Below are 26,154 nucleotides of genomic sequence, written 5' to 3' on the forward strand. Positions count from 1 at the left end.
ATGCACACACCCTTGCGAGTATTGATTGTCGAGGACTCCGAGGACGATTGCCTGCTGCTGAAGAACGAGCTGGCCCGCGGGGGTTATGCGGTCACCTACAGCCGCGTCGAAACCCCGGAAGAAATGACTGCCGCCCTCGCGGAGGGACCTTGGGACATTGTCGTCTCGGACCACCGCATGCCGCGGTTCAGCTCGCTGGCTGCGCTGAAGTTGTTCAAGGAGCGGGCGTCCAACGTGCCCTTCATCGTTGTGTCGGGCAGCATCGGCGAGGAGTTGGCGGTGGGCGCCATGAAAGCGGGCGCTCATGACTACATCATGAAGGACAACCTTGCGCGGTTGGTACCGGCGGTCGAGCGCGAATTGCGCGAAGCGGAGTCTCGTCGCCAACGCCAGAACGCGGAGCAGGCGCTCGAACAATGGCGGCGCCGCACCGAATCGATCCTGGAGGCGGCGGGTGAGGGGATCTGCGGGCTGGACGCCAACGGCGTGATCAATTTCATCAATCCCCGCGGCGCGAAGCTGATTGGCTGGGAGGCCGGCGAACTGATCGGCAAACCCTTGCATGAAACCGTCCATCACAGCCGGCCGGACCGGACACCCTTCGCGAAACAGGATTGTTCGCTCTGCGCCACGTTGCGGGACGGCCTGGCGCATTGGATGGACGACGAAGTTTTTTGGCGGAAGGATGGCTCGGCGGTTCCGATTGAGTACACCTGCATGCCGATGCATGAGGATGACCGGGTTGTCGGTGCGGTGCTGACCTTCCAGGACATTACCGAACGCAAGGACGCGGAAGGGGCCCTGCGGGAAGCCAACCACCGCCTGGAATGCAGCCTGACGGAGTTGCGCCGCACGCAACAGCACATTGTCGGGCAGGAACGTCTGCAGGCGCTGGGCCGAATGGCCAGCGGGGTGGCCCACGACTTTAATAATGCGCTTTCCAAGATACTGGGCTTCACCGAATTGCTGCTGACGTCCCCTGAAAAACTCCAAAGCACGGAGACGGTGCGCGATCACCTGCGAATGATCAACACCACCGCGCGGGACGCGGCCCAGGTTGTACGACGCTTGCACGAGTTCTATCGGCCACGCCGCGACACCGAGTTATTCAAGGTCGTCGACCTTAACGCCATTCTCGAACAAACCATTTCACTTACCGAGCCGAAGTGGCGGCTGGAAGCCCAAGCCGGGGGAGTCTCGATCGAGATCCGAACGGAACTTCAACCTAAAGTGTTGGCCTTCGTGGACGAATCCGAACTGCGCGAGGTATTCACCAACCTCATTTTTAATGCGGTCGACGCCATGCCGGAAGGCGGCACAATTACCCTTCGCACGAGCGCCGACGCGGAACACGCAATTCTGGAGATCAGCGACACCGGTAACGGCATGACGGAAGAAGTTCGCCGGCGTTGTTTTGAACCGTTCTTCACGACGAAGGGCTTCGCCGGCACCGGTTTGGGGCTGGCGAGCGCCTACGGTATTATCCAACGACACCGCGGCGAAATCCAAATAAGAAGCCAGGTCGGCAAAGGCACAACCTTCACAATTCGGCTCCCCGCCGGTCCGGGCGAACACAAACAACCTCCTGCGACCGAGACGCCCGTTGCCTCAAAACAGAATCCGCTTCGTGTCCTGGTGGTTGAGGACGAGCCGATGGTGCGCGGGATTGAGGTCGAATACCTGGTTTCGGACGGGCACGCGGTGGAGACGGCCGCTGATGGCTGCGAGGGACTGAGCAAATTCCGGGCGGGGAAGTTCGATCTGGTGCTCATTGACCGTGCAATGCCCGAGGTCAATGGGGACCAGTTGACCGAAGCCATCAAGGAATTGGATCCGGATATGCCCGTGATCCTGGTGACGGGCTTCACCGAAGCATTGACGAACGGCCAGACCCAACGGCGGGCGGACCTGATCCTGTCCAAGCCATTCAGCCACGCCGGCCTTTATAACGCGGTTGGGAAAGTAATGTCGGCGGTATGAACAAACTCAGGACCAGTACAAGCGAGAATACACCGGGCGCGGCGGACGCGGTTGACGAACGCCTGCGCCGCGATATTTCAGGAAAGATCCAAGATATGAACAAAAAACGAGTCCTTATAGTTGACGACGATCAGGCTTGCGCGCGGATCCTGCAAGCCGGTCTGGAAAGAACCGGCGCGTATGAAGTCCAGACCGAGCAGCGCGCCACGAATGCCCTGCCGGCCGCTCGCAAGTTCGAGCCCGATATGATCCTGCTGGATGTCTGCATGATCGATGGCGACGGCGGTGACGTCGCCTTTGCGCTGCGAAATGACAAGCAACTCCAGAATATCCCCATTGTGTTTCTCACCTCGATTATTTCCGAGAACGAAGCCCGGGATTGCAGTGCGCGGCGCGGCACGTTCCCGTTCCTGGCCAAGCCCGCGCGTCTGGAACGGGTGATCGCCTGTATCGAGAAGCACACCGATACGGTCGACTTGAACCGCCAGTTATCCAACGGGAGGGCGTCTCCATGAAGACAAGACGAATCCTGGTCGTCGACGACGACGTTCAGTCAACGCGAATGGTCAAATTGAGCCTGGAACGAACCGGCCATTACGAGGTTCGAGAGTTGAACGACTCCGCGCCAACGCTAACCGTGGCGCGGGAATTCAAGCCCGACCTCATCCTGCTGGATGTCTGTATGCCGGGTTCCCAGGGCCTCGACGTGGCCTTTCAAATTCGCGCCGACGCGGAATTGCAGCAAACCCCGGTGGTATTCATCACTTCGCTCGTGTCGGAGTGGGAAGCCGTGGGGGATGGCACATCCAAGGGAGGGTTTCATTTCGTTGCCAAGCCGGCGCGGCTGCCGCGCATGATTAGCTGCATCGAGAAGAGCCTCAACACGACGTGGCGCGCCGACGAATATTCCATCGAAGGGAAACATCCATGAAGATAAACCGCATACTGGTTATTGACGACAATATCAACGCCACCCGCGTGGCCCGGCTGATTCTCGAGCGAACGGGCCGTTATGAAGTTCGAGAGCTCAACGATCCCGGTCAGGCGCTCGAGATTGCGCGGGAGTTCGGACCCGATCTGGTCCTCCTCGATGTTTGCATGCCCAACGTCGAGGGGAGCGCCGTCGCCGAGACAATCAATGGCGACCCCGGCTTCGCCGATACGCCAATCGTCTTCCTGACTTGCATCGTGACGCCGCGCGAGGTCGGCAAAAACGGCACCCGGGTCATTGGTCGTCATGAATACATTGCCAAACCGGCGCGCCCCGACATTCTGATCGCCTGCATCGAACGGAACCTGGCGCGCATCGCTCGTCCTTCACAAACAACCGAATACGCACCCCTGCACTGATCCCGTCACAATGGAGATAAATACACTGTCATCAATCTTGTTGCCGTGGCTCCTGGTCGCCGTGGGGGCCGGAGTGGTGGGGGTCTTCCACAAGCAGTTGCGCATGACGGCGGCTGCCGTGGCCGAAGAAAAGCACACCGAGCAGTTGCTGGAGGAAAGCGAACTGCGATTCCGCATCCTCACGCGCGCCACCAATGAAGCCGTGTGGGACTGGGACATCACGAGCGATTCCGTGTGGTGGAATCGCAACGTCCAGACACTGCTGGGATATGGTGAGGAGGAGATCGTCCCTACGAGCGCCTGGCGCATGCAAAACGTCCACCCCGACGATCGTAAGCGGGTGGAGGACGGTTTACGAGCGCGGGTGCGGGGCGAAAAAGAGGATTTCTGGTCCGGCGAATACCGGTTTCGCCGCGCCGATGGTTCGTACGCCGATATTTTTGACCGCGGCTACATCCTGCGCGATCACGACGGGCGGGCCATCCGGATGATCGGCTCGATGTTGGACATGACGAAGAGGAAGCGCGAAATGGAACTGGCACGGGCGCGCGACGCGGCGCTGGAATCGGCCCGGTTGAAGTCGCAGTTCCTTGCCAATATGAGCCACGAAATACGCACGCCGATGAACAGCATCATTGGCATGACCGACATCCTGCTCCATCTTGAGTTGACGTCCGAGCAGCGGGAATTTGTCGAGATCGTGCGCATGAGCGGCGAATCGCTGTTGACGATCATCAACGACATCCTGGATTTTTCCAAGATCGAGGCCGGCAAGCTCACGTTTGAAATGCTGGACTTCGAACCGCGCACGGCCGTCGAAGAAGTGATCGCGATGCTGGTTGAGCAGACACACGCCAAGAAGCTGGAGTTGCGTTCGGTCATCGCCCCGGAGGTGCCCGGCGCGGTGCGCGGCGACCCGGGCCGCTTGCGGCAGGTGTTAACCAACCTGACCAGCAACGCCATCAAATTCACACCGCAGGGCGAAATCAAGATTTCCGTTACCAAGGAATCGGAGAGCGACGCGCACGTGATTCTGCGATTTGAGGTTGCCGATACCGGCATTGGCGTTCCCGAAGAGGCCCGCGCGTGCCTGTTTCAACCTTTTTCGCAGGTGGACCCCTCCACCACGCGAAAATACGGCGGCACCGGTTTGGGTTTGGCCATCTGCAAGCAACTGGTCAATCTCATGGCGGGTCAGATCGGGTGCGAGAGCGTTCCCAACCGGGGCTCAACGTTTTGGTTCACGGCGCAGTTTGAAAAGCTGAATTCAACGGCGTTGCTACTCGAGAACCTGCCGGAAATCACTTCCACGACAGCCGAACTGCCGGCGCAACAGCTTCCCGAAAAAGCACGCAAGCGCCTGCGCATCCTCGTCGCCGAGGACAACGCGTTCAACCAGAAGGTCGTGCTGCGCCAGGTGCGGGAAATGGGTTTCGGCGCCGACGCGGTGGCCAACGGCATCGAAGCGTTGGAGGCCCTCAACCGGATTCACTATGACCTGGTCCTGATGGATTGCCAGATGCCGGAGATGGATGGTTACGCGTGCGCGGCTGAAATCCGGCGACAAGAAGACAATGCGGGACATATCCCCATCATCGCCATGACGGCCCACGTGATGAAGGAGGACCGGGACAAGTGCCTGGCGGCTGGCATGGACGATTTTCTGAGCAAACCCGTGCGTGTGGTTCATTTGGAATGCGTCCTGACACAGTGGCTCACCGGGTCAACCACAGCGACCGCGAGCGAGATGCCGAACGTTGCCTCCCGTTCCCGCGAAGATCCGCGGGAAGGAGATGGCCCGCACCGCAGCCAGGTCGACCCGCCGTCCGTCGATTTGGAAACATTCATGGAGATCGCGGGAAACGACGAGCAACGTCTGCGGGAGCTGGCGGACCGTTATCTCCGGCAGACAACCGAGCAACTCGCCAGATTGCGCGAAGCCATTGCCACCGGCACCGCGCCTGATATCAAACGCATTGCCCACAGCGCAGCCGGTTCCAGCGCGATGTGCGGCATGAAGCCACTGGTGGGGCTGCTGCGCGAGTTGGAACGAATGGGCCAAGCAGGCCAACTGGCCGATACCCCGCGCGTATATGGCCAGGTTACAGAGGAATTTTCGCGGATCGAACACTTCCTCCGCGAACACAGCGAAACTGAAGTAAACCTCAAGGCATAAGGGAGAGGTGCATGTTATGAAGAGTATTCTGATCGTTGAAGACGATCCGCTCGTGGCGGATGTATATTCCCGGAAACTTCGCGACGAAGGTTTTCGGGTCGATGTTGCCATCGACGGCAAAGCCGGGTTGGAGGTGTTCGATGACCAGAAGGTCGATTTGGTATTACTCGATCTTCTGCTTCCAGAGATTGACGGTGTGGAGGTGCTAAAACGGATACGCACGAAATGCAGCCCGCGCACGCTTCCCGTGCTCGTGTTCACCAATGCTTATCTTGGGGGCGCGGTGCAGCAGGCATGGGAGGCGGGCGCCAACCAGGTCATCCCCAAGGTGGGCGTCACACCCAACCTGGTCGTCCAATTGGTGAGGAACGCGCTGGAAGACTCCCCGCCACCGGCGGTGCCCCTGGCGAAGGCCAGGACCAAGGTTGCGTTCGACGCCGAGGTGCGAAAGAGGTTCCTCGATTCGTCCCCAAAGACGTTCGCGGCGCTATGGCGACCGCTGAAACGACTCGCTTGTCAGGGTTATCACCCGGACAACCAAGCCTGCTTTCACGAGTTGTTCAGAGTTGTCCGGCCGCTTACGGCTTTGGCGGCCGTTGCCGGGTTGGACGGGATCGCGCAGATGTCCGCGGCCTTGGAAGCGTTGCTCAAGGAACTCTGTGATGCGCCGGAGCGACTGAGCCCGTCGGTTGTGCTGACGATTGCGCAGGCCATCGACACCTTGAAGTTCCTGTTTGCCTATCCCGACGGCGGCTGGGCGAAGAATCCTTCCGCAGCCCGCATTCTGGTTGTGGACGATGATGAGTTCGCGCGCCTGGCCATCAGCCACGCCCTGGCGCTGGTCAATCTGAAGGCCATTTGCGCGGATAGCCCGGTTAGCGCCCTGAAGCGGCGGACGGGGAAGCGGTTCGACCTGATCATTCTGGATATCGAGATGCCTGACGCGAGCGGATTCGACCTGTGTTCCCGCTTTCGCGCGATGCCGGCGTACCGTGATACGCCGATCATCTTCCTGAGCATGCGCAAGGACCTCAAGGACCGCACGGAATCCGCGTTGTGCGGAGGCAACGACTATATCACCAAACCGTTCCTTTACATCGAGCTGGCCACCAAGGCGCTCAGCTTCGTGATTAGCGGGCCGCTGAAGTCCGCTCACGGACCGAAAGGACCGAATGGCAAAGGTGGTGGCGAGCCAGCCTTCTCACGACGCGATCTCAATTCCCTGAAGCAAGCGATCCTCGGCAGCTACGACGGTTGATCAGACAACGGACCGATCCGATCACGGCCCATGCCGCGCGGCGGCGTCGGCCGCTTGAGCCAGTTGGCGTAGCGCGGCAAAGAACGCGGGGCTCTGGCCGGTGAACAAGCCGGAGTTGGTCAGCGCCGTGGCTGCCGCCACCGCACCGGAATGCGCCGCCGTGCCGGGACGAATGACCGAACACTCCGGCAAGTCCGCGCTGATGAACTTGCACGGCTCCGGCATGATCAGGTTGTTCTGCCGCAGTTCGTCACCGTTGAACGTCTCCATGTCCGGGAAGACAAGACCGTCCACGCTCACGGGAGGGGCATTACCGGCTTTGTCGTGCCAGACGGTGAAGTGCGCGACCTCGACGCCGCCGATGCCGGCAATGATGCGGACCGTGTCGAGCGCGGTCGCCTTTGTCAGCATCGTGGTGTAGAGGCTGGAGCCGCCTTGCTCGATGGACGGGAAGTGAAACGCCGCGGTGTTGGCGATGGCCTGGATCTCGTCGGCGGTGTAATCATCGCGCAACGGGATCGCGGTGCGGTCCACAATGTCGATGAATTGGGGAAATGTGTCGCCAAAATCCGGATTGCCCGTGCTGCGGTAACGAATCCAGAAGCTCGTATCCACCGTTAGCATCGTCAGATTCGTCAACCGTCCGATCTGCGCTGCGCCCGTTGCCGGGCTGCTGGGCAACGTACGAAACACGTCGAGGTTGACCGGCTCGGCGCCTTGGGACACGAGGTACGCGTTGAGAAACTCGGCGTGGGTATTTTCGTCGTCGGTATTGTCGGCGACGTATACCGCCATGTCTTCGTCGAGGTTCGCCAACGCGGCGCCATAGGGTGCGTTGCCGGCGACGAGTTCGTTGTACTGCTGCCAGAAGTCCGTTTCGATCAATTCCGCCGCGGCCAGAAACCGCAAAATGTCAGCGTCGCCGCGGTCGATTTTCTTGTGTGAGGTTCCCGCGTCTGCCAGTGCGGTTTGGTCGAAGCGCATGCCGGTGGCAACGGCCGCGCCAGTCACGCCGAGCGCCCTGAGAAACCGGCGGCGCCCCATCATGCCCGCGCGCAAAACTGTTCCATCCATCAGATTGGCTTTCATCCGAGTGTCTCCCTTCAGTTTGCTGGTTTATGTCTCAGTCCTAAAAAGTACGAGCCGCAAGCGACGCGTTTGTTCCGCCTCAAATTGAACAATTTCCAGCCATCTATCGTTAATCGATATTTTTCTCGACACGGGGCACAAGATGGGTATAATCGGCTTGAAAGAACAGATGAACATTGAACTTTTTAACTTCCAACCCCGGAACGAATGCGGGGTATCCGCCTTTGCGGGGCCGCTGCGGTACGACTCGGGGCCAGGCGCGGCTCGACACATGTGTTTCTGCGAAACGAACCCGAATTGGATCCACGAAATGACGAATGGAAGCGGCGGAGTGGCAGTGAATTGTGTAAATCTTGCCGAAATTTCAATTCGGGTTCGTTTTCCGAGAGTTCGCCGTTTTCGATGGGAAAGAGATGCGAAGAATTCTGAATCCAAACGCTCGAGTCAGTGCGTCCCACTAGCAAACGAGGCGATATAACTATGAAAAACATATGGAAAAAGATGGTTGTGGTAATTGCGCTGGTGGGCGCTTCATCACTGTTGAGCGCGAGGGGCGCGGTGTCCGTCTATGCGGAAGGGACAGCGACGGCGGAGGCGTCTGCCGGGACAAATGCGCCGTCCACGACAACCCGCGGAACGTCAGCCGATGCGGATCATCCGCCGGTGCGGATTGACGAGACGGGCGTTCATGTTGGCGGGCCGAACCCGGTGGATATCAATGCGCCGGATTTTGTGCGTCGACATGGAGAGTGGGGAATCCTTGCTGCTCATATGACGGGCATGCTCGCCATCGTTTGCACTTTTGGGATGCCTGTGGCGATTATTGCCCTTGCCGGTTATTTCGCTCATCGACGCAACAGGATGGCGCATGAAACCATGCGGGCCATGATTGAAAAGGGCGTACCCATTACTCCGGAATTGGTCGCCGAGATTAGAAATAAGCGCCCCAGTGACACGACCGGCGGCTCGACACGCGGCCGTCTTCTGCCCGGTTTGGTTTTGGCGGGCATTGGAACGGCTTTGCTGATCTCGGGCTCGGGAGGGGACAAGAAGGGAGGATGGATTGTGCTATTCATCGGCGCGGCATTCTTGATTACATGGTTTGTGGAACATAAATCCCAGAACAAGAGCCAACCACCTCGATAGAGCGTGTCCTTAACCGACACCGATCTTATCGCGCGTGCCCTGTCGTGCGACGACCAGCACGCCTTCGGCGAGCTGGTTCGTCGCTATCAGTCGCCAGTGCGCGCTTTTTTGGGGCGGTTATCGCGGGGCGACGCGCATCTGGCGGACGACCTGGCACAGGAGACGTTTGTGAAGGCGTGGCGGAAACTGGGAACGTATCGCGGCAGCGCGCGATTCTCGACGTGGCTCTTTGGGATTGCGTACAACGAATTCCGCACCGTGGCGCGCCAAAGGAAAGAGCTGGCATTGGAAGACGTCGAGGAGCCGGTGGTGGAGACGGCGACGTGGGCCGGGGATTCGCGCAGCGATTTACGCCTCGACTTGACGGAGGCATTCAAAGGCTTATCTTCACACGAGCGGGCGGCGGTGGTGTTGTGCTGCCAGAATGGATTGACGCATGAGGAGACGGCACAGGTTTTGGATTGTCCGCTCGGCACGGTGAAGACGAATGTGCTGCGCGGGAAGGAAAAGTTGAAACGACGATTGCTCGGGTATCAGAATTATGAGTCAGCCTGAAGAGAACGATCCGATTGATGTGTTGTTGCGCGAGCAAAGCCCGCACCTAGACGATAATGGTTTTACGGGGCGCGTCCTTGCGGCGTTGCCGCGACGTCGTCGCGTATGGCTCCGCCCCACTGTTTTGCTCGGAATCACGGCCATCGGTGCAGCGCTGGCGCTCCGCTGGCTGCCGTGGGAGAACCTGTCTCCGCTGGACTTGTCCGTTCTGCTGTCGCTCAATTCCCAGGCGCTGTTGCCCTGGTTCCTCGTGCTCTGCATCGCAACTTCTTTGGCCTGGGCCGTCACGGCCGCGATGCAAGAGGAAGATTGATTTCCCGAGCGGGATGACCCGCTGGCACTTTGGCGCATTGAGTCACCAGCGGGGGTCTGACCGCAAGCGTGAATTTGATTGACGGTGCGGGCTGTTTATGGCACAAAAAGGCCAGTTGGGCAGGGTTGGGTCCAGGGATTTGAACGGCAACCAAGAATATTTCGTGCAAGGAGAACACATGAACAAAGCGCAGTTGGTTGATGTTGTGCAAAAAGAGTTGGGGAAAGAATTTAGCAAGGCCGCGGCCGAACGGTCGTTGGACGCAGTGTTGCGTTCGATCCGCCGAGGTGTGCAGACTGGCGGACAGGTGCAGATCGTCGGTTTCGGCACGTTCCGCGTGAGCAAGCGCGCTGCGCGCATGGGCCGCAACCCGAAGACCGGCGAGGCGATTCAGATCAAGGCTTCCAAGACCGTGCGTTTCAGCGCAGGTCAGGGTCTCAAAGAGAGCCTGTAAGCCAACCCTAGCAGTTCAAGATTCAGAGAGCCCCGCTCCATGCGGGGCTCTTTTTTTTACGGGAAAGGTCAAAGTTCCACGGACTCGGCGAACTCCGGCGCGCGCACATTGGCCTGCGGATGCAGACCCCGAAGTGTTTCGGCAAATGCCAGAGCGGGTTCTTCTTCGCCGTGAATCACGAAGATGCCGCGCAAGGGCCCGGTGATTTTCTCAGCCCAGGCGCGCAGTTCATTCTTGTCGGCGTGCCCGGAAAATGCGTCGATGGTCTCCACGGTCGCGCGCACCTTGTACGGGTCACCGAAAATATTCACTTCCTTGTGGCCCGAGGCGAGTTGTGCGCCGAGGGTGTGTGGGGCGCACCAGCCAACGATCAGGATCGTGTTACGCTCGTCCTCAATGTTGTTCTGGATGTGATGGCGGACGCGTCCGGCCTCGGCCATGCCGGAGGCGCTGATGATGATACAGGGCTTTTTGAAATCGTTGATCCCCTTTGATTCCTCGACACTCTGGACATAGGTGATGTTCGAGGCATTGAACGGATTCTGGCTATTCATCATGAGGTCGTGGAAGCTTTTGTTGAAGCCTTCCGGATGGCGCTTGAACACTTCCGTCGCCTGCAGAGACAGCGGGCTGTCCACATAAATCGGCAACGAGGGAATACAGCGGCTCTTCGTGAGCTGGTAGACGGTATAGAGCAACTGCTGCGTGCGCCCGACAGCAAACGCCGGGATGATGATCTTGCCACTCTTTTCGAGTGCCCGATTGATGATGGCGCAGACGCGGTCATTAACGTCGGCAACCGGCTCATGGACGCGATTGCCGTATGTGCTTTCGGTCAGCAGATAATCGGCGTTTTGCGGATGATCGGGGTCGTTCAGGATGTCGTTGTTGCCACGCCCCAGGTCGCCACTGAATGCGAGTCGGACTTTGCGTCCGCCTTCCTCGATATCGATGATGATCATCGCCGAACCCAGCATGTGCCCGGCATCCAGCCAGGTGGCCGTCACGCCATCCGAGACGGTGGTCGGCTGACTATAGGAAGCAACCGATTGGAACTGTCCAAGGACCGCCTGTGTGTCGGTCTGTGTGTACAGAGGCTCCACCGGCGGGAGACCTTTCTTCGCGTTCTTCTTCGTGAGAAACGCCGCGTCTTGTTCCTGGATGTGGGCGCTGTCCATCAACATCACGCGGCAGAGGTCGGCCGTCGCCTCGGTGCAGAAAATCCTGCCGCGAAAACCGCTCCGACCCAGCACGGGAATGACCCCGGTGTGGTCGATATGCGCGTGGCTTAGAAGCATCACGTCAATCTTCGAACTGTCGAATGGCAGATGCGTATTGCGTTCGAGCCACTCCGCGCGATGGCCCTGGTACATGCCGCATTCAATCAGGATGCTCCTGCCGTTGGCCTGCAGGACGTATTTCGAGCCCGTGACAGTGCGTGTCGCACCAAAGAATGTCAGTTTCATAATGGTTTCAGCGTAGCGTAACGGCCCGGACAATTTAATCGGGGGCGACCAATACCAGCACACGTTCCGGTGTACAAACAATCGCGCCACCCGCAGCCACGGCAGCGACGAAGTATCCTTCCAGTGTCTGGTCCTCGAACACGCGGTGCGGGTCCATGTGGCCCGGCACGCGGATCAGCGCGGCATATTTCTTCGTCTTGTCATCCAGCTGCGTCGTGCCCTCGAGCTTCGGTGAGGTCACAAAGAACGGTTCGGGCGCCAGCGGCTCGATCACGTAGGTGTGATAGGAAATCGCCGGGGTAAATTGCTGTCCCGTGGGCGTGTAGTGGAACAGCCGTCCCTCGGAGTTATGGATGTCTTCCATGTCGATATAGTTGAAGATGGCCAACTTCGCAAGCGACTCGGGGAACTGATGGTAGCGAGTGTTGTAGACGCCCAGCGCATCGCGGATGCGTTGGATGCGAACGCGGTCGGTGCCGCGCATTGCGGACCCGAGCAGCGCTGCACGAAATACTGCCGCGCGGTCGGCGGTCCCCTGGAAGTACGGCGCATTCTCGATGCGCTTGCGCAGCACGTCGTAGTCCTCCAATGCGACTCTTGCATTCGAGATTTCGTTCAGTTCCGCATGCTTGAGCAGCGCGATCTCAAACCACGGCGAACTGCCCAGGCTGCGCCACAGCAAATCCATGATCACGGAAGCTTCCCGCGGCCCATTCTGGCGCACAAGTTGGACCGCCTTGGCGTACTGCGCAAAAAAGTGGTCAGCGTCGCCCGCCGGTGGCACAGGGACAGCGGCCGGCGCAGGTGTATTGGTGTCGGCCCGGATGACCGAAAGGGGGAACATCAAACAGCCCGCAACCAACAGAACACGCCAAATATTTGTTCCAGCGGACATGACGAATGCTAAACACAATAACGATGCGCAAATCAAAAAGCAATCGACAAACCCGGCGTGTGAGCAGGGATACGGGTGGTTGATAGAGAATGGAATATCTTGATGGCAACTTCGCATGCGGATCGCTACTCTTGGAGAAGTGAAGATCCGACGAGGCACCTCAATCAAGGTATACGTGAAGTGAATCGACCGAATTTTTTCATTATTGGCGCGCCAAAGTGCGGCACGACTTCGTTGGCGCGGTATCTGGGTGGTCATCCACAGGTGTTCATTACCACCCCGAAAGAGCCCTGCTACTTCTCCCGGTCACTTACGGTGGACCGTCTACAGCGACGCTCGAAGGCGTGGGATCGGGACCTGGATGGATACTTGCATCTGTTCGATCGGGCGAAAGAACAGCATCGACTGCGGGGTGATGCCACGACCCGAAACCTGCGGTGCGAGGCGGCGTTGTTGGAGATCAGGGCACTCGTGCCCGACGCGCGGCTGATTGTCATGCTGCGCGACCCCGCCGAAATGGTTCCGTCCTGGCATGCGCAAAAGCTGCATGAAAGGCAGGAAGTCGAAGGTGATTTGGAAAAGGCGTGGCGGCTGGAAGAATCACGACGACGCGGGGAGAATTTACCCCCGCGACTGAAGGCCACGGATGCCTTGCAGTATTCGCAGGTGGCGAGGCTGGGCACGCAGGTCGAGCGTCTGTTGGAGATTTGTCCGGGGGAACAAGTTCACACCATTTTTATGGACGACCTGCGCCATGATCCCCGGAGTGTCTATCTGCGGACGCTGGAGTTTCTTGGGCTCTCCGATGACGGGCGGCAAGATTTCGAGGTTCATAATAAGCGAAGAAACTCTCAAGGGGGAATCCTGTCCGCTTTCGGATTCCGCAAGCCTCGGCCCGAAAGCACTATTTCGCCACAGTTCGAAGACGAATTGCGTCGGTATTTTGTCGGTGAGGTCGAGAAGCTGGAGCGAATACTGGGACGTGATTTGCAGTCTTGGAAACCGAGATGATTACGCGGATCCGGCTCTAATGGGGGACGTACCGAGAGTAGTCCGGATAACGACCCTGTTCCCGGGTAGGTCGCGCTTTCCAGCGTTTATAGCTCCACAACCAATACTCTGGCTGCTCGCGGATGACTTTCTCGCAACCCTCGAGGCATTTCTGGTTGATCGCGTGCGCGCCAGTTTCCGGGTCGGCGGCAGCGGCATAGACGACCTCGGGTCCGCAGGCGATTCGCATGCGTCCACCGGGCAGGGGATGGGCCACGAAGGGCACGATAGGCGCACCCGTTCGCAGGGCCAACCACCCGATGGCCGGGGTATTGGAAACCGAGAGCCCAAAGAAGGTGAGCCACTCACCTCCGTGATGGCGGGCGACGTATTGATCGATTAACAACGCGATGAATTCGCCACGCTTCAGGGCCTTTATCAGTTTCGCGGCAGCCCGATGATTGGGAATGATCCTGTTGCCCGACACCGCGCGCAGTCCACCCAGGATTTCCCCGAGTGCCGCGTTGTTCGTCGCATCCTGCACCACGGTCATCGGGATTCCGTAGAATCCCATGGCCAACCCGAGCAACTCCCAGTCGCCGTAGTGCATGGTGATGCCGATGATGCCTTTGCCACGCGCCTGGATATCGCGCAACCAACGCAGACTTTCCGGATCGAACTCCACAACCTCATCGACGATGGTACGCGTCAGCCTTGGTGACCAGAACAAGCCAAGCAATGTGGCCACGAAATTTTGTAACGAAACCCTCGCGATGCGTTTTTTTTCCGCAGCAGTCTTGCCATCGCCAAACGCGGTGTCGAGATTGGCTCGGGCGATACGGCGCTCCTGCTGCAGAATATGATAGGCCAGCCAGCCAAGCCCATGGCTGAAACGGAGCACTGTGTGGCACGAGAACTTTGGGACGAGCCAGGCAAGCGCGCGCAGTGCGCCTGCTTCGGCACGAAACCGGAGGCGTTTGAACGGAGAGATTTCTTCGGCCGGGCGTTTCATCGTCGCGGCCAAAGTATCTCGCCGATTGCATCACTGTCCAACTAATTTCAGTTGCGCTTTGGTCGCGCCGCTTACGGCAGGCTGAGAAGTTTTTTGCCGTCAGATGAAATCTTCGCGAAGCTCCACGGGGGATCGAAGACGACCTCGACATTGGCTTCGCCAACGCCGGGTAATTCGAGGAGCTTGCGCTGGACCTGGGCGGAGATTTGGGCGGAGAGGGGACAACTCTGCGATGTCAGCGTCATTTTCACGTCGATGCGCGCATCGCTGGTCTCCGGAATGGGTTCGAGGCGAACGTCGTACACGAGGCCGAGGTCAACGATGTTGCAGGGGAGTTCGGGGTCGTAGCATTCCCTGAGCTTCGTAAAAACCTGCTGTTCGGTGAGGCTCATGACGCTTTCGCGAGTTGGTCCATTACCGACTCAGCGCAACTCACAAATGCCTGAGCCGGTTTGCTTTTCGGTTCGGCAACCACGATAGGGACCCCCTTGTCACCGCAAATACGGATGTCGGAGAACAGAGGAACTTCGCCCAGAAATGGCACTCCCATTTGTTCGGCCTCCCTCTTGCCGCCGCCGTGTCCAAAGATGTCGTCGTGCTCGCCGCAATGCGGGCAGACGTAATAGCTCATGTTCTCAATGATGCCGAGAATCTTCACATTAACTTTCTCGAACATCGCGATGCCGCGCCGCGCGACCTCGAGCGCCACGTCCTGCGGCGTGGTGACAATCACGCCACCGTCCAGCGCGATGGTTTGTGCGAGCGAAAGCTGCGCGTCCCCTGTGCCCGGCGGCAGATCCACCACCAAGACGTCCAGTTCGCCCCAGTTGACGGCGTGGCTGAACTGTTGGATCGCCTTCATGATCATCGGGCCGCGCCAGATCACGGGGGAATTGCCGTCCAGCAGGAACGCCATGCTCATCATCTTGAGACCGAAATTCTCGACAGGATCGAGTTTGTCACCGGACATCGTTGGGCGCTGCATCGCCCCCATCATCTTCGGGACGCTAGGCCCGTAAATATCCGCGTCCATGACGCCGATCTTATGCCCGAGCTGGGTGAGTGCGCACGCGAGGTTCACCGCCACTGTGGATTTGCCGACACCGCCCTTACCGCTGCCGACGGCGACGATATGTTTCACACCTACGATTTGGGGTCGGGCGGGTGTGGCACCCGCGCCAGCCATGGGAATCTGGCCTTGTTGCGGCGGCTGCTGCGCGGTCATCTCGATCGACACGCGACCGATGCCATCGCATTGCTTCAGTGCGGCTTCCACATCGCGCTGGATCTGTTGGGGAACAGCGGGGTCGCGCGTCATCACGTGAAGCGCGAGAGCCACGTCGTTCGTTTCGGTGATGCTGATCGATTTGACGATGCCGAAACTGAGGATATCGCGGCTGAAGCCGGGGAATTTTACCTGCTTAAGGACTTCGCGAACCTGCTCCTCGGTGAGGGGATGTTGGACTTTGCCGAACATGACGCCTCAATTCAGCGCTGCCGTCGATTTGACGGGCAGAGCGGGGTGGGATTTGGGTTGGAGAAGGTCGGCCATTGTCGTGCGGGCAAACACCTCATTGACGCGGTTCTGGGCTTCACTGAACACGGCGCACAGCGTGCAGGTGCTCATCCGGGTATTCGAGACCACACACTCGGGTTCGTCCGACACGCATTTCTGCAGCGCAAAAACGCCCTCGACGCATTGCAACACCTGCAACAGCGTGATTTCCGCCGCCGGTTTGGCCAGGCTGAATCCGCCGCCGGCACCGCGGTGCGAACTGACAAAGCCGGTCTTCGCCAGCGACTGGAAAATCTTCGCGAGGAAACTTTTCGGGATATCCTCCGCCTCGCTGATTTCATCGATCATGACCATGCGCTGGGCAGGCTGTTTGGCCAGGTACAGTAGCCCAATCACCGCGTATTCGCCTGCTCGAGTGACTTGCATGATTAAATCGGAGTAAGTTTGTCCTGTTTCCGAAGTCAATATAGGGAGCGCCTCCAAAAAAGTCAACGTCCACAGCCGCGAAATTCTTGCGGAAAGGGACGAAAAGTCTGCTACAGTGCAGCGTAGGAACCAATGGCGACATCGGCAAAACTTTCCGAAGGGGAGATCGCGCAACGGCTCACGACGCTGAGCGGTTGGCGGCGCGACGGCGATGTGATTGCGAAGGAATTCGTGCTGGGCGGGTTCACTGAGGCGGCGCAGTTCATCGGCCGAATCGCGCCAATTGCTGACGCCATGGATCATCATCCCGATCTTCAGCTTTACCGGTACAAGCGTGTCAAAATCATGCTCACGACCCACGATGCCGGTGGCATTACGCAGAAGGATTTTGACCTTGCGTCCAAGATCGACGCGCTGGCCCCGGCTGGAGCCGGGCAGGCGTGAGCGCGCGGCGACTCGTCATCACCAAGCACTCCAAGACGCTGATCGTTTTCGATGGCGAGGAGGAAGTGTTGCGCATTCCGGTCGTCACGGGCAAGAATTCCGCCGACAAACAGCGCGAGGGCGACCTGGCAACGCCTGAAGGCGAGTTTTATATTTGTTACAAGAATCCCAAGAGTAACTATTACCGATTCCTGGGTTTGAGTTACCCCAATGTCGAAGACGCCGAGCGCGGCCTGCGTGACAAGCTCATTTCCCGGGCCGAATATCAGCAAATCCGCGACGCGATCGCCGGGAAAAAATGTCCGCCGTGGAAAACTGCCCTCGGCGGTGAGGTCGGCTTGCACGGGCCTTGTCCGAACATTACCTGGACGCATGGTTGCGTGGCGATGGACGTCGAGCAAATCGGACGGCTCTACGATCTCCTGGATATCGGGGATGAGGTGACGATCCTGCCGTAAGTGTTCCTTCACGCCCCATGAGTCAACGTTTCCTTGTTTACCCGATCCTGTTTCTTGCGATTACGCAACTGATCCCGCTGCTGCTGGGGGGCGAGCGGCGTTGGTACGCGGCACAAATCTCCCAGTTGTCCGTCACGCTCCTGGCCTGTTGTGGGGCGATCTATTTCAGCAGGGATCCCGTATGGGTTCCGATCTCGTGGGCACTCTTCGCCGCGTTCGTCGTCGCGCCGTCCGTGCTGACTTCCGTGGCGGCGGGGAAGGAAGTAAGCGGCGATTGGCGTGGCGCCGCCATGTTCCGTCAGTTGGCGGGACGGGTTGCCTGGGGGCAAACCGGCCGATTGTATCGGCGTTATGCCGCGGCACTGGGGCGGGTCGCGCGCGGGCAAACGGAGGAGGCGTTGTTGGCGCTCGATCAACTCGCCATGCAGCCGATGCCACTGATGATCAGTGGCGTTGTCCGAACGTGGAAACTGTCGCTGCTGGTGACGCTGCGGCAGTGGGAGCGGGCTGTGGCGTTTTACGAGAGCACTTACGACTGGGGCACGCTGGGACAGGCGACACAGGCGCGGTTGCTCGCCGCGCGCGCACTGGCGGAGATCGGCCAGATCGGACGCGCCCTGCGCAACCTGCAGTTCGTCGCGCTGTCACCGCGCACACTGGGCGCGAAACAAACGCAACTGTGGGGAGCGCGTGTCTGCGTAGCGGCACTGGCGGGTGACACGGCATCCGTCGAATCTCTGCTACGGCAACGTGAGTACGCCCGCCGATCCCGCAAGTTCGCACGATTCGCGGCCTACTGGCGGGGCCGATGCGCGCTGGCACGCGGCGAACGCGAGACGGCGGCGCAAGGGCTCACGCGCGCGTTGGCGCTGACACGGCCGCAGAACCACTTATGGCCCGATGCCATCTCGCAACATTTGCAGCGGGCGCAAACGGAGGAGTTACCGGCGCAGTGGGCCGCGCAGGACCCGGCGTACGCACACGGGCAGGACCTGCTGCAACGCGCGGAGAAGGACACGGCCGCGTGGCGCGCGTTGATGTACATGGGGCGACCCGAGCCCGTGACGCTGGCTCTGCTGGTGATCCTGGCGGTGGCGTATTTGATCGGGGATGTGTTTTTAAGCGGCGAGATGCAGGAGAAGTTCCTGTTGTGGGCCGGCAATAGCTCCGCCACGATTCAGCAAGGTGAATGGTGGCGCATTTTCACGGCGCTTTTCCTGCACGCGAATTGGCTGCACTTAATAATGAACGGCGCCGGGTTGTGGATTTTTGGGACGGCAGTCGAGAAGACGATGGGGCGCTGGCGCTTTCTCGTCGTGTTCCTGGTGGCTGGCGCGTTGGGGAACCTGGCCAGCGCGTTCGTGGCGCATTACGACGTGGCTATCGGCGCGAGCGGCGGGATTTTTGGTGTGATCGGCGCCTTTGCTGTCGCGGTGTGGCGATTGCGTTCGCCCATGTATCACGGTTTGCGAAGGCGGTTGCTGGTGGTGTTGGCGTTGATGGTCGCCACGGACTTCACCATTGGCGGACTCGAACCGCAAGTGGATAACCTGGCCCACGTCGGCGGCTTCGTGGCCGGCATTCTCATCGCTCTGGTTTTGTATCGGCAACGAGATCGGATCGCCGCGCGGTAAGAAGCGTTGCGGGGGAGGTATGATTCCGTTATAGAGAGGATAGTCTTATGACGATGAAGCCCGGCAGCAAGGAGTTTTTTTGGATGGCCGTTGGCGCGGCAGCGCTGCTCGTGTTGATGCTGGTCGTGTTGCATGTCCAAAGGGGCCAGAGCCCGGCCGAACAAGTTGCATTCAAAGCCCGGAGGGTCGATCTGGTGGAACGGATGCGCCTGTCCCTGGCTTCGGCCTCCGAGGCTGAAAAGAGCGCGGTCCTGGCCGTGACCGACGTGGATTCGCAGAAATACGCCGACCAGGCCCGCGCGGCCACAGCGGAGGTGGATCAAGGGGCCAGGGAACTGGGGGAACTTCTGCAGACAGGCGGCGCTGCGAACGAGAAGGACCTGCTGGCCCAATTCTCCAAGGTCTTTGCCGAGTTCCAGCATATCGATAGCGACCTGCTGTCTCTGGCGGTCAAGAATACCAACCTCAAGGCTTACAGTTTGGCCTTTGGCCCGGCCACGGATGCGCTTCAGGAAATGGACATCGCGCTTTCCCGTGTCGTGACGAAGAGTGCCGCCGCTCCAGAAGCAAGGAACGTCGCGGTGTTGGCTTTCGGCGCGCAGACCGCGGCGCTCCGCTTGCAGGCCCTGCTCGCGCCGCACATCGCGGAAGAAAGCGATTCAAAGATGGACGAGCTTGAATTGAGGATGACCAAGCAGGACCAGGAGGTCCGCAAAGACCTGGATGGACTGGCCGTCCTACCGATGTTTCGCGGGGACACCGACCTCGAAATGGCCACGTCAGAGTACACCAAGTTCAGCAAGATACGGACGCAAATCCTCGCGTTTTCCCGTGAGAACACCAATGTTCGCTCCCTGGCGATTTCCCTGAACCAGAAACGCAAGGTCATGCTGCTATGTCAGGACGCCCTGGCCCAACTGCAGCAAGCCATTCTCCAGGAACATATCGCCGGTGTGAACGACGGGCCTCCATCCAATCCCCGTTAGCGGGCAGAGTAGCCCCGCCTTACCAGACGTAGGTTTTCCGACTGCTCCCTCCTAGGGGCTTGATGTGTTCTTCCACGATGTCTTTTTGGTGACAGAATCATTGCATTCGTGTAATGTGGGCATAGAATTGTGATCATGAACACAGGCAGGTAACATGTTCGAGAAGCTTTCGACCAACAATTCGTCCTTCGCCCGATGGTTACGCCGAACCATATCCCGATACGTGTCGGAAGACTCCCCGATCATTATTGGCGGTTGTCAGCGCAGTGGTACGACCTTGCTGCGAGTCATGCTGGACTCGCATCCACACATCGCCTGCGGTCCCGAGAGCAGTCTGCTGGCGGGAAGTTTTCTTCCCCACAAACTGACGAAGCGGTTCGGTATTCCCATCGACGAGATTTGGCGGCTGCGCCGGATGGCAAGCGATCATGCGCATTTCGTCGAAATGTTTTTGACCCGGTACGCAGCCGACCGCGGCCGGAAACGATGGGCGGAGAAAACGCCGCATCATGCGCGGTTCCTCGATTACATTTTCCGCCATTTTCCCAAGGCGAAGTTCATCCATGTGATTCGCGATGGGCGGGACGTGGTGTGTTCGATTCGTACGCATCCCAAGCATCGGATCGTTGATGGAAAAAAAGTGGCCACGGGAATTCGAAAACCACTGGAACCCTGTATCCAGGCGTGGCTGCGTGAAACGGCGACGGCCTTGAGGTGGCAACGACACCCAAACTATTTCGAAATCCATTACGAGAACCTGGTGAATGCGCCCGGACCGCAACTGCGGCAGCTCTGCGAGTTCATCGACGAACCGTGGGACCCGGTTATGCTCGAATACCACAAGCAAACGGGGCCATCACGGGACGCAGCCAATTTTATTTCAAACGAAGCCGCCACGGCGCCCCTCACCACCCAGGCGATCGAACGCTGGCGTGACGAGTTGAACCGGGAAGAGCTGGCACTGTTTTACAAACTGGCCGGGAAGCGACTGACGGAGCTCGGGTATGAAATCGACCCGGCACCGGCCCCGGTCCTCACAACCACCGTGGCGCACCTCGCCAGATGATCTTCCACTCCGCTGAGAACACCTAACGGCTCCGTTCACCGGGTCCGAGGTACGCCAAGCTTTCCTTACGGCACCGAGATGTCGATGCGGTAGAACTTCTGGGGCGGCGCCGCGATCGTGTCCGTGATCGTCACCTGATTGCCGTTTGTCGACGGTCCCAAATAATCCAGGAGCGGGAACCAGACCCCGCTGGCGAGATCGGTGCTGTACTGGGGCACGTACGTGCGGCCAGAGGCCAGTGGGTTGAAGAGCAGGTTTTGCTGCGCATCCTGGTTGGTCACCGTGGCGATCTGGAGATAGAAGACCGATGTGATATCGGTTGGATCCAATCCGGCCACGTACTTGAAGAGGTTATTTTGGCCGGTGCCATCATAATCACAGGCGCCGCAGGTACTGGAATTGGTTGTGGAGCTACTTCCAAAATACTGCAGACGCCACCAGTTCGCGATCCCATCGCCAACGCTGTCCGTGCCGTAGAGCTGGGCGACCTGGTTCGCGGGCAGGCCGCTGCCATAAATCCGAACATCATCGATGATGCCGGCGAAGGACGTGAGCACGCTGCCGGACGGTTTGTCGCCAATGGCGAGCGGGTCCGTGGTGATCGCGAGCGGGCCGCTGGCCGGGTGTTGCGCGGCCAGTTGCCCGTCGACATACAGGCTGATTGACGATCCGTCGTACGTGCCGGCCACGTGATGCCAGACCCCCGCGGACGGCGGAGTGATTGACAAATTCCCGCCGGTCACGCCGGTCAGGAGAAATTCGAGTGAACCCGACCCGTTCACGAAGAGTGCGTATTGATTGTCCGTCTTGCCCTTCTCCACGATCCGGGGAGTGTTGAACCAATACTGCGCGTTGACCCACGCGGAGATTGTGATTGTCTGCACCGGATTCAGCGACGCGGCGTTGGAAACCAGCACCTGGGTCGATTCGCCGTCGAAAGACAGGGCGCCATTGACCATGCCGCCGGTCCATCCGCCGCCACCCAGGGTCACGGCACCGGTGTTGGTGTTCCCGGAGGAATCGAACGCCGTGGACCCGGTTCCTTCGTCGAGCGTCCAATAAGCCAGGAGGTTGGTCGCGCTGGTCGCGGGCAGCGTCGCTGCGCAAGCGGATACGGAATCCGCAGAAGTTCCCCCGAGATTGTTGGTCGCGGCGACCGAGTAACAGTAGGTCGCGCCCACGGACAAACCGGTATCGGAATAGGTGGTCGCGGCGGTGGTGGCAATGGGAGAGCCGCCCCGTTTGACGATATACCCGGTGGCGCCGCCGGAAGCGCCCCAGGAGACGTTGATTTGGTTGGTGCCAATCGTGGTGGCCGTGACGCCCTGCGGGGTGGGGGGTGCGCCGGGCACATTCTGCGACATAATCAGGACGCTATACGGAGCGATGGAAATTGTGGCGGTATTGACAGACACCGTGGTGGAAAGGCTCCCGAAGTTGCCATAGTCGGAACCGTACTTGGTGAAGTCGCTGTTGAGTTGCGTGTACCAAATGCCTGTATGGGGGAAACCGGTGATGTTGTACGCCGGCCAATTGGTGTTCGCGAAGTTGCAAATGACGATGACGTCGTCTCCCACATTGCCCGTATTCCACCGACGGTAGGCGATCATCTTGCTGAGGTTGTCCTGCCAGATGGTGCTGGTGTTCACGCCCGTAAGACCTGCGGACCGCCCGTCGAGGTTCCGCCGAAGACGGATGAGATCCGTGTAGAGGGAAACGATGGTGCTCCAGGTGTTCGTCAATCCCCAATTGATGGGGATGACCGCGCCGAACTGACTGGTGGTCAGCATTTCCTGGCCCTGCAGGAGCATGGGCATCCCGGCGGTGGTCAATGTGAGGGCCGCTCCAAGCGAAGAACGCTTGCGTGCGAAATAGCTCGTCGGGTTGTTGTTGTCAATCCTCACCGGTATACGCTGGGCCCCCGAGCCGTTCCCGTCCCCGCACTGATCGTGGTCCTCCGTGAAGACAACGTTTCCCCAGTTCCCCATGCCGCCACCGTTGTGATTGATATTGACGGCAAAACTGATCGATCCCATGTTGCGCGCGGAGTCACTCGAAGCGGACAATTGAGGCTGGACGTTGCCGAAGAAGGCGTTGTTGTCCCAGGTCCCGTCGAACCCGTTGGCCCCGGTCTGGTTATTCGGATTATCCTCGCCGATATTGATCTTACCCCCCGCTTGGGAGTGGATCATCCCGCTAACGTCCGCAATCAGGTTGATGCCGGAAGTGAGCGTATCCCCGCACGGATAATCTCCCTCGATTTCCCCGACCGAGTCCCAGCGGAATCCGTCGACATGGCATTCACTCATCCACATCGTGATATTGTCCTTAATGAACTGATAGACTTGGGACGTATCAAAATTGGGTCGCGGTCCCCATGTCTGGGCGAAGCCCCTGCAGGAATCCTGGTAGAAATAAATCCCGCCGAACCCGCCTGAGGACGTGCCGTCAAACTGCCACACGCTATGGTACAGATCCCCATAGCCGTTGCCGGCGCTGTTGCCGCCCCAGTGGTTGTGGACCACGTCGAGGAGCACCGCGATGCCGAGTTGATGGGCGACCTTTACGAAGGTCTTGAAACCATCCGGACCGCCATAGGCGCTTTCCGCGGCGAAAATGCCGGCGGGATTGTAGCCCCAACTGAAATCGCCGGGAAACTCGTTGATCGGCATAACTTCGACGGCGGTGATTCCGAGCTGTTTCAGGAAGGCCAACCGGTTCGTCGCGTCATAAAAGGTGCCGGCATTATTCGGCGCGTTCGGATCGTTAAACGATCCGATGCACATTTCGTAGATCACCGCGTTGCTCAGGCCGGGAGCGGTGAAGTTGTCGCCCGCCCAGTTGAAGTTGGTCGGGTTGTAAATATAGCTGTTGCTGGCGGAGTTGACCACACGACGGGCCCGGGGATCCTGTTTGGTGACGTTCGTGCCGACCGTGGAATTGGAAATGTAGTACTGGTATTGGTGGCCGTTGAGGGCCCCGGCCACGTCGGCGGACCAATTACCGTTGCCCTCGGAGAACAGCGGCGTCGCGGATGTGTTGAAGCCGTTCCACGTGCCCGAAACATGCATCGCCGTCGCGCTCGGCGCCCAGACGCGGAACGTGGTGCCCGCCGTACTGTAGCCGGAATTGGCGGCGTTGTCGGTGGCAACGCCGGGGGAAATGATCATGTTGTTGAAATAGGCGTTGTTGTTGGTGCCGCTGCCGGCGTTGAAATTGAAAAGCCGCACACTGGTGATCACCTGGCCGCCACCCGGGTTATTGAGACTGCCGGTGTAGGTGGTCGTGGTTCCCGCGCCCGCCAATCCGCCGGCGGCATACGTGAGGACCGTGACCGAATACGTACTGGGGGAGGTCAGCGAAAACGTCAACCGCATGCCGTCGCGGGTGAAGCTGGGTAACGCCGGGCCGCTAACGCTTGCCGCGTCGATCGCGTACGTGTTGGAGCCGCCCGTGAAAAAGTACTGCCAGACATTCTGGGTGGAACTGTTTTGCAGGGCAAACCCAACGCTGCCGCCCGCGGTTATGTTTCCGTTGTCCATGTCGATCTGGAAAGTCTGGTTCGTGGTCAGTGCGCTGTTGAACGTTCGGGTGGCATTGGCCAGCGTGCTGTTGAGCGCCGTCATGCCCCAGGCGACTCCGCCGTTATTGATGTCGTTGCCGCCATTTCCAGCGGATCCGCCGTTGTCGTTCAGGGTGGAAGTCTGGATGTAGTAGAACACGTTACCGTTGTTGGTGGTGGGACTGAATTGCCACTGACCAAAGCCGGTACCGGCGGTGCTGGTATTGGTCCAGATGCCGACGTAAGGAATCGAGCCCATGCCCGATTGTGAGGATACTCCCGCGGCGAGAGAGGAAAGCGGTTTACCAATTGCGGTGAAAAAAAACAGACAGACAACAAACAATCGGGAGATTTTCCCGCAGCGATAATTCATAAGTGTACCCATTCAGCCAACTACCAAATAATTATCGTATGGGATCACGTCCCCCGCAATTGCTTCCCCCACAACACGGTGGGGTCTGCTGAAATCCCCGTACACAGCTGACAATGCAACAGATTCTGCCAGAATGCAAGATGAAAAGCGGGTCTGCCGGAGCCGAAGCGCGGTACCGGCTGCGCGCCCGCGCCATTGGTCGACGTCGAATCCGTCGCCACCTCCGCTCCCGCCCGCCCCGAATTCCTTTCGGGGCTTGAACGTGGGAGGGACGTTACCGCCGCGACTCTCCCACGGCTCCGTTTTCCGAAGCCGAGTGCTACACGGCGCCGCTGTCGTCTGCGGGAAACGAAGCCAAATGCGGCAATTAACCCCACAAAAAGCCCCTCGAAGCCGAGTCGGACGAGACGCCGCTGTCGTGTGCGGCAAATGGGTTCGTTTTCGGGAAACGAACCCATTTGCAAACGCTGCTGCAAACTGTGTAAGATTCTATAAATAAACATGATGTATAGAAAAATGCGCGAAAATAAATTGGGTTCGTTTCGCAGAAACGTATATAGGGGGGTCCTAGGCCGCGCGCGGCATGCAGCCTCGCCATGGTTTTGGCGACGGCGGGTCTGCGTCCCCATGGAAGCTGGACGACCCGCCTGTTGAACACTGAATGTTCATTTGTTTCCAGGACTATACTCACCCTACTGTAAGGCGTCCAGCAAAAAATATCGAATACCGATAGAAAGGCGCGGCTTCGGCTGCCCGAATTCACCAGGTCACGGTATCTGCCTGAAAATCAAAAGGCCGAAAATGGAAACCAGTAGGCCGAAAAACGAGCGATTCGTGATTGACACGTCCCCCCAAGTTTTGTATCAGGGAAGCTGGTGACACGGCGAAGTGTCCGTGTCCGGCTGAATTCAGCAACGGGTTTGGATCGTAAGATTTCCAGGAGACAATGGCGCGGTATGCCAGTTACGAATTCAAGGTAAAGCGTTTTTTCTTTACTTCCTGATT

The 26,154-nt window shown here is 59.1% G+C and carries 24 protein-coding genes; 16 read left to right on the forward strand and 8 right to left on the reverse strand.

Features of this window, described 5'->3' with window-relative positions; genetic code table 11:
• Genes VNL17_00990 through VNL17_01015 form a run of 6 tightly spaced genes read left to right on the forward strand, consistent with a single transcriptional unit; the run spans window position 1 to window position 6,764 of the window.
• Window positions 1-1,980, forward strand: a complete 1,980-nt coding sequence (locus VNL17_00990; GenBank protein HXI82646.1) for a response regulator — start codon at window positions 1-3, stop codon at window positions 1,978-1,980.
• Window positions 1,977-2,495, forward strand: coding sequence for a response regulator (locus tag VNL17_00995; protein ID HXI82647.1), 519 nt, complete (start codon window positions 1,977-1,979; stop codon window positions 2,493-2,495). Before VNL17_00990 ends, VNL17_00995 begins: the two co-directional genes overlap by 4 nt.
• Window positions 2,492-2,911 (forward strand): response regulator, encoded by a 420-nt coding sequence (locus VNL17_01000; GenBank protein HXI82648.1) that lies wholly within the window; start codon window positions 2,492-2,494, stop codon window positions 2,909-2,911. The genes VNL17_00995 and VNL17_01000 overlap by 4 nt, the downstream gene beginning before the upstream one ends.
• Window positions 2,908-3,330, forward strand: coding sequence for a response regulator (locus tag VNL17_01005; GenBank protein ID HXI82649.1), 423 nt, complete (start codon window positions 2,908-2,910; stop codon window positions 3,328-3,330). Before VNL17_01000 ends, VNL17_01005 begins: the two co-directional genes overlap by 4 nt.
• A 10-nt stretch (window positions 3,331-3,340) precedes the next feature.
• The gene (locus VNL17_01010; protein HXI82650.1) at window positions 3,341-5,506 is read left to right on the forward strand and encodes an ATP-binding protein; all 2,166 of its coding nucleotides are present in this window, start codon (window positions 3,341-3,343) and stop codon (window positions 5,504-5,506) included.
• A gap of 16 nt (window positions 5,507-5,522) precedes the next feature.
• Entirely contained in the window at window positions 5,523-6,764 is a 1,242-nt protein-coding gene (locus tag VNL17_01015; GenBank protein ID HXI82651.1) for a response regulator, read from the forward strand.
• Window positions 6,765-6,785: 21 nt separating this feature from the next.
• On the opposite strand, the gene VNL17_01020 is transcribed toward VNL17_01015, so the two are convergent.
• Window positions 6,786-7,853 (reverse strand): ferritin-like domain-containing protein, encoded by a 1,068-nt coding sequence (locus VNL17_01020; GenBank protein HXI82652.1) that lies wholly within the window; start codon window positions 7,851-7,853, stop codon window positions 6,786-6,788.
• Window positions 7,854-8,333: 480 nt separating this feature from the next.
• Here VNL17_01020 and VNL17_01025 point away from each other — a divergent pair, with 480 nt between their 5' ends.
• The 4 genes from VNL17_01025 (at window position 8,334) to VNL17_01040 (ending at window position 10,321) form a co-directional block, all read left to right on the forward strand.
• Entirely contained in the window at window positions 8,334-8,999 is a 666-nt protein-coding gene (locus VNL17_01025) for a DUF6249 domain-containing protein (protein HXI82653.1), read from the forward strand.
• A 3-nt stretch (window positions 9,000-9,002) separates the two neighbouring features.
• Complete coding sequence (locus tag VNL17_01030; protein ID HXI82654.1) at window positions 9,003-9,554, forward strand: sigma-70 family RNA polymerase sigma factor; 552 nt, start codon at window positions 9,003-9,005, stop codon at window positions 9,552-9,554.
• Window positions 9,541-9,867, forward strand: a complete 327-nt coding sequence (locus VNL17_01035; protein HXI82655.1) for a hypothetical protein — start codon at window positions 9,541-9,543, stop codon at window positions 9,865-9,867. The genes VNL17_01030 and VNL17_01035 overlap by 14 nt, the downstream gene beginning before the upstream one ends.
• Before the next feature lie 178 nt (window positions 9,868-10,045).
• Complete coding sequence (locus tag VNL17_01040) at window positions 10,046-10,321, forward strand: HU family DNA-binding protein (protein HXI82656.1); 276 nt, start codon at window positions 10,046-10,048, stop codon at window positions 10,319-10,321.
• Window positions 10,322-10,389: 68 nt separating this feature from the next.
• Here the strand turns inward: VNL17_01040 and VNL17_01045 are convergent, their stop codons facing one another.
• Window positions 10,390-11,787: an MBL fold metallo-hydrolase gene (locus VNL17_01045; protein ID HXI82657.1), complete on the reverse strand. Its 1,398-nt coding sequence runs from the start codon at window positions 11,785-11,787 to the stop codon at window positions 10,390-10,392.
• Between the two features lie 34 nt (window positions 11,788-11,821).
• Window positions 11,822-12,631: a hypothetical protein gene (locus VNL17_01050; protein HXI82658.1), complete on the reverse strand. Its 810-nt coding sequence runs from the start codon at window positions 12,629-12,631 to the stop codon at window positions 11,822-11,824.
• Window positions 12,632-12,862: 231 nt separating this feature from the next.
• On the opposite strand from VNL17_01050, the gene VNL17_01055 reads away from it, so the two are divergent.
• On the forward strand, window positions 12,863-13,693 hold the full coding sequence (locus VNL17_01055) for a sulfotransferase (GenBank protein ID HXI82659.1): 831 nt from the start codon (window positions 12,863-12,865) through the stop codon (window positions 13,691-13,693).
• A gap of 16 nt (window positions 13,694-13,709) precedes the next feature.
• Here the strand turns inward: VNL17_01055 and VNL17_01060 are convergent, their stop codons facing one another.
• From VNL17_01060 to VNL17_01075, 4 genes are all read right to left on the reverse strand, one after another.
• Window positions 13,710-14,684 (reverse strand): hypothetical protein, encoded by a 975-nt coding sequence (locus VNL17_01060; GenBank protein HXI82660.1) that lies wholly within the window; start codon window positions 14,682-14,684, stop codon window positions 13,710-13,712.
• A gap of 71 nt (window positions 14,685-14,755) precedes the next feature.
• Window positions 14,756-15,076, reverse strand: coding sequence for a metal-sulfur cluster assembly factor (locus VNL17_01065; protein ID HXI82661.1), 321 nt, complete (start codon window positions 15,074-15,076; stop codon window positions 14,756-14,758).
• Entirely contained in the window at window positions 15,073-16,161 is a 1,089-nt protein-coding gene (locus VNL17_01070) for an Mrp/NBP35 family ATP-binding protein (GenBank protein HXI82662.1), read from the reverse strand. Before VNL17_01070 ends, VNL17_01065 begins: the two co-directional genes overlap by 4 nt.
• Window positions 16,162-16,167: 6 nt before the next feature.
• Entirely contained in the window at window positions 16,168-16,626 is a 459-nt protein-coding gene (locus tag VNL17_01075) for an Rrf2 family transcriptional regulator (protein HXI82663.1), read from the reverse strand.
• A 132-nt stretch (window positions 16,627-16,758) separates the two neighbouring features.
• Between VNL17_01075 and VNL17_01080 the strand changes: the two genes are divergently transcribed.
• From VNL17_01080 to VNL17_01100, 5 genes are all read left to right on the forward strand, one after another.
• The gene (locus VNL17_01080) at window positions 16,759-17,070 is read left to right on the forward strand and encodes a 4a-hydroxytetrahydrobiopterin dehydratase (protein ID HXI82664.1); all 312 of its coding nucleotides are present in this window, start codon (window positions 16,759-16,761) and stop codon (window positions 17,068-17,070) included.
• Window positions 17,067-17,528 (forward strand): L,D-transpeptidase, encoded by a 462-nt coding sequence (locus tag VNL17_01085; GenBank protein ID HXI82665.1) that lies wholly within the window; start codon window positions 17,067-17,069, stop codon window positions 17,526-17,528. Before VNL17_01080 ends, VNL17_01085 begins: the two co-directional genes overlap by 4 nt.
• 17 nt (window positions 17,529-17,545) lie before the next feature.
• Window positions 17,546-19,162, forward strand: a complete 1,617-nt coding sequence (locus tag VNL17_01090; protein ID HXI82666.1) for a rhomboid family intramembrane serine protease — start codon at window positions 17,546-17,548, stop codon at window positions 19,160-19,162.
• 47 nt (window positions 19,163-19,209) lie between these two features.
• The gene (locus VNL17_01095) at window positions 19,210-20,148 is read left to right on the forward strand and encodes a hypothetical protein (GenBank protein ID HXI82667.1); all 939 of its coding nucleotides are present in this window, start codon (window positions 19,210-19,212) and stop codon (window positions 20,146-20,148) included.
• Between the two features lie 154 nt (window positions 20,149-20,302).
• Complete coding sequence (locus VNL17_01100; GenBank protein ID HXI82668.1) at window positions 20,303-21,214, forward strand: sulfotransferase; 912 nt, start codon at window positions 20,303-20,305, stop codon at window positions 21,212-21,214.
• Between the two features lie 65 nt (window positions 21,215-21,279).
• On the opposite strand, the gene VNL17_01105 is transcribed toward VNL17_01100, so the two are convergent.
• Window positions 21,280-25,035: a LamG-like jellyroll fold domain-containing protein gene (locus VNL17_01105; GenBank protein ID HXI82669.1), complete on the reverse strand. Its 3,756-nt coding sequence runs from the start codon at window positions 25,033-25,035 to the stop codon at window positions 21,280-21,282.
• Between the last annotated feature and the right edge of the window lie 1,119 nt (window positions 25,036-26,154).

The sequence above is a fragment of the Verrucomicrobiia bacterium genome (assembly GCA_035577545.1).
GTDB lineage: Bacteria > Verrucomicrobiota > Verrucomicrobiia > Palsa-1439 > Palsa-1439 > Palsa-1439.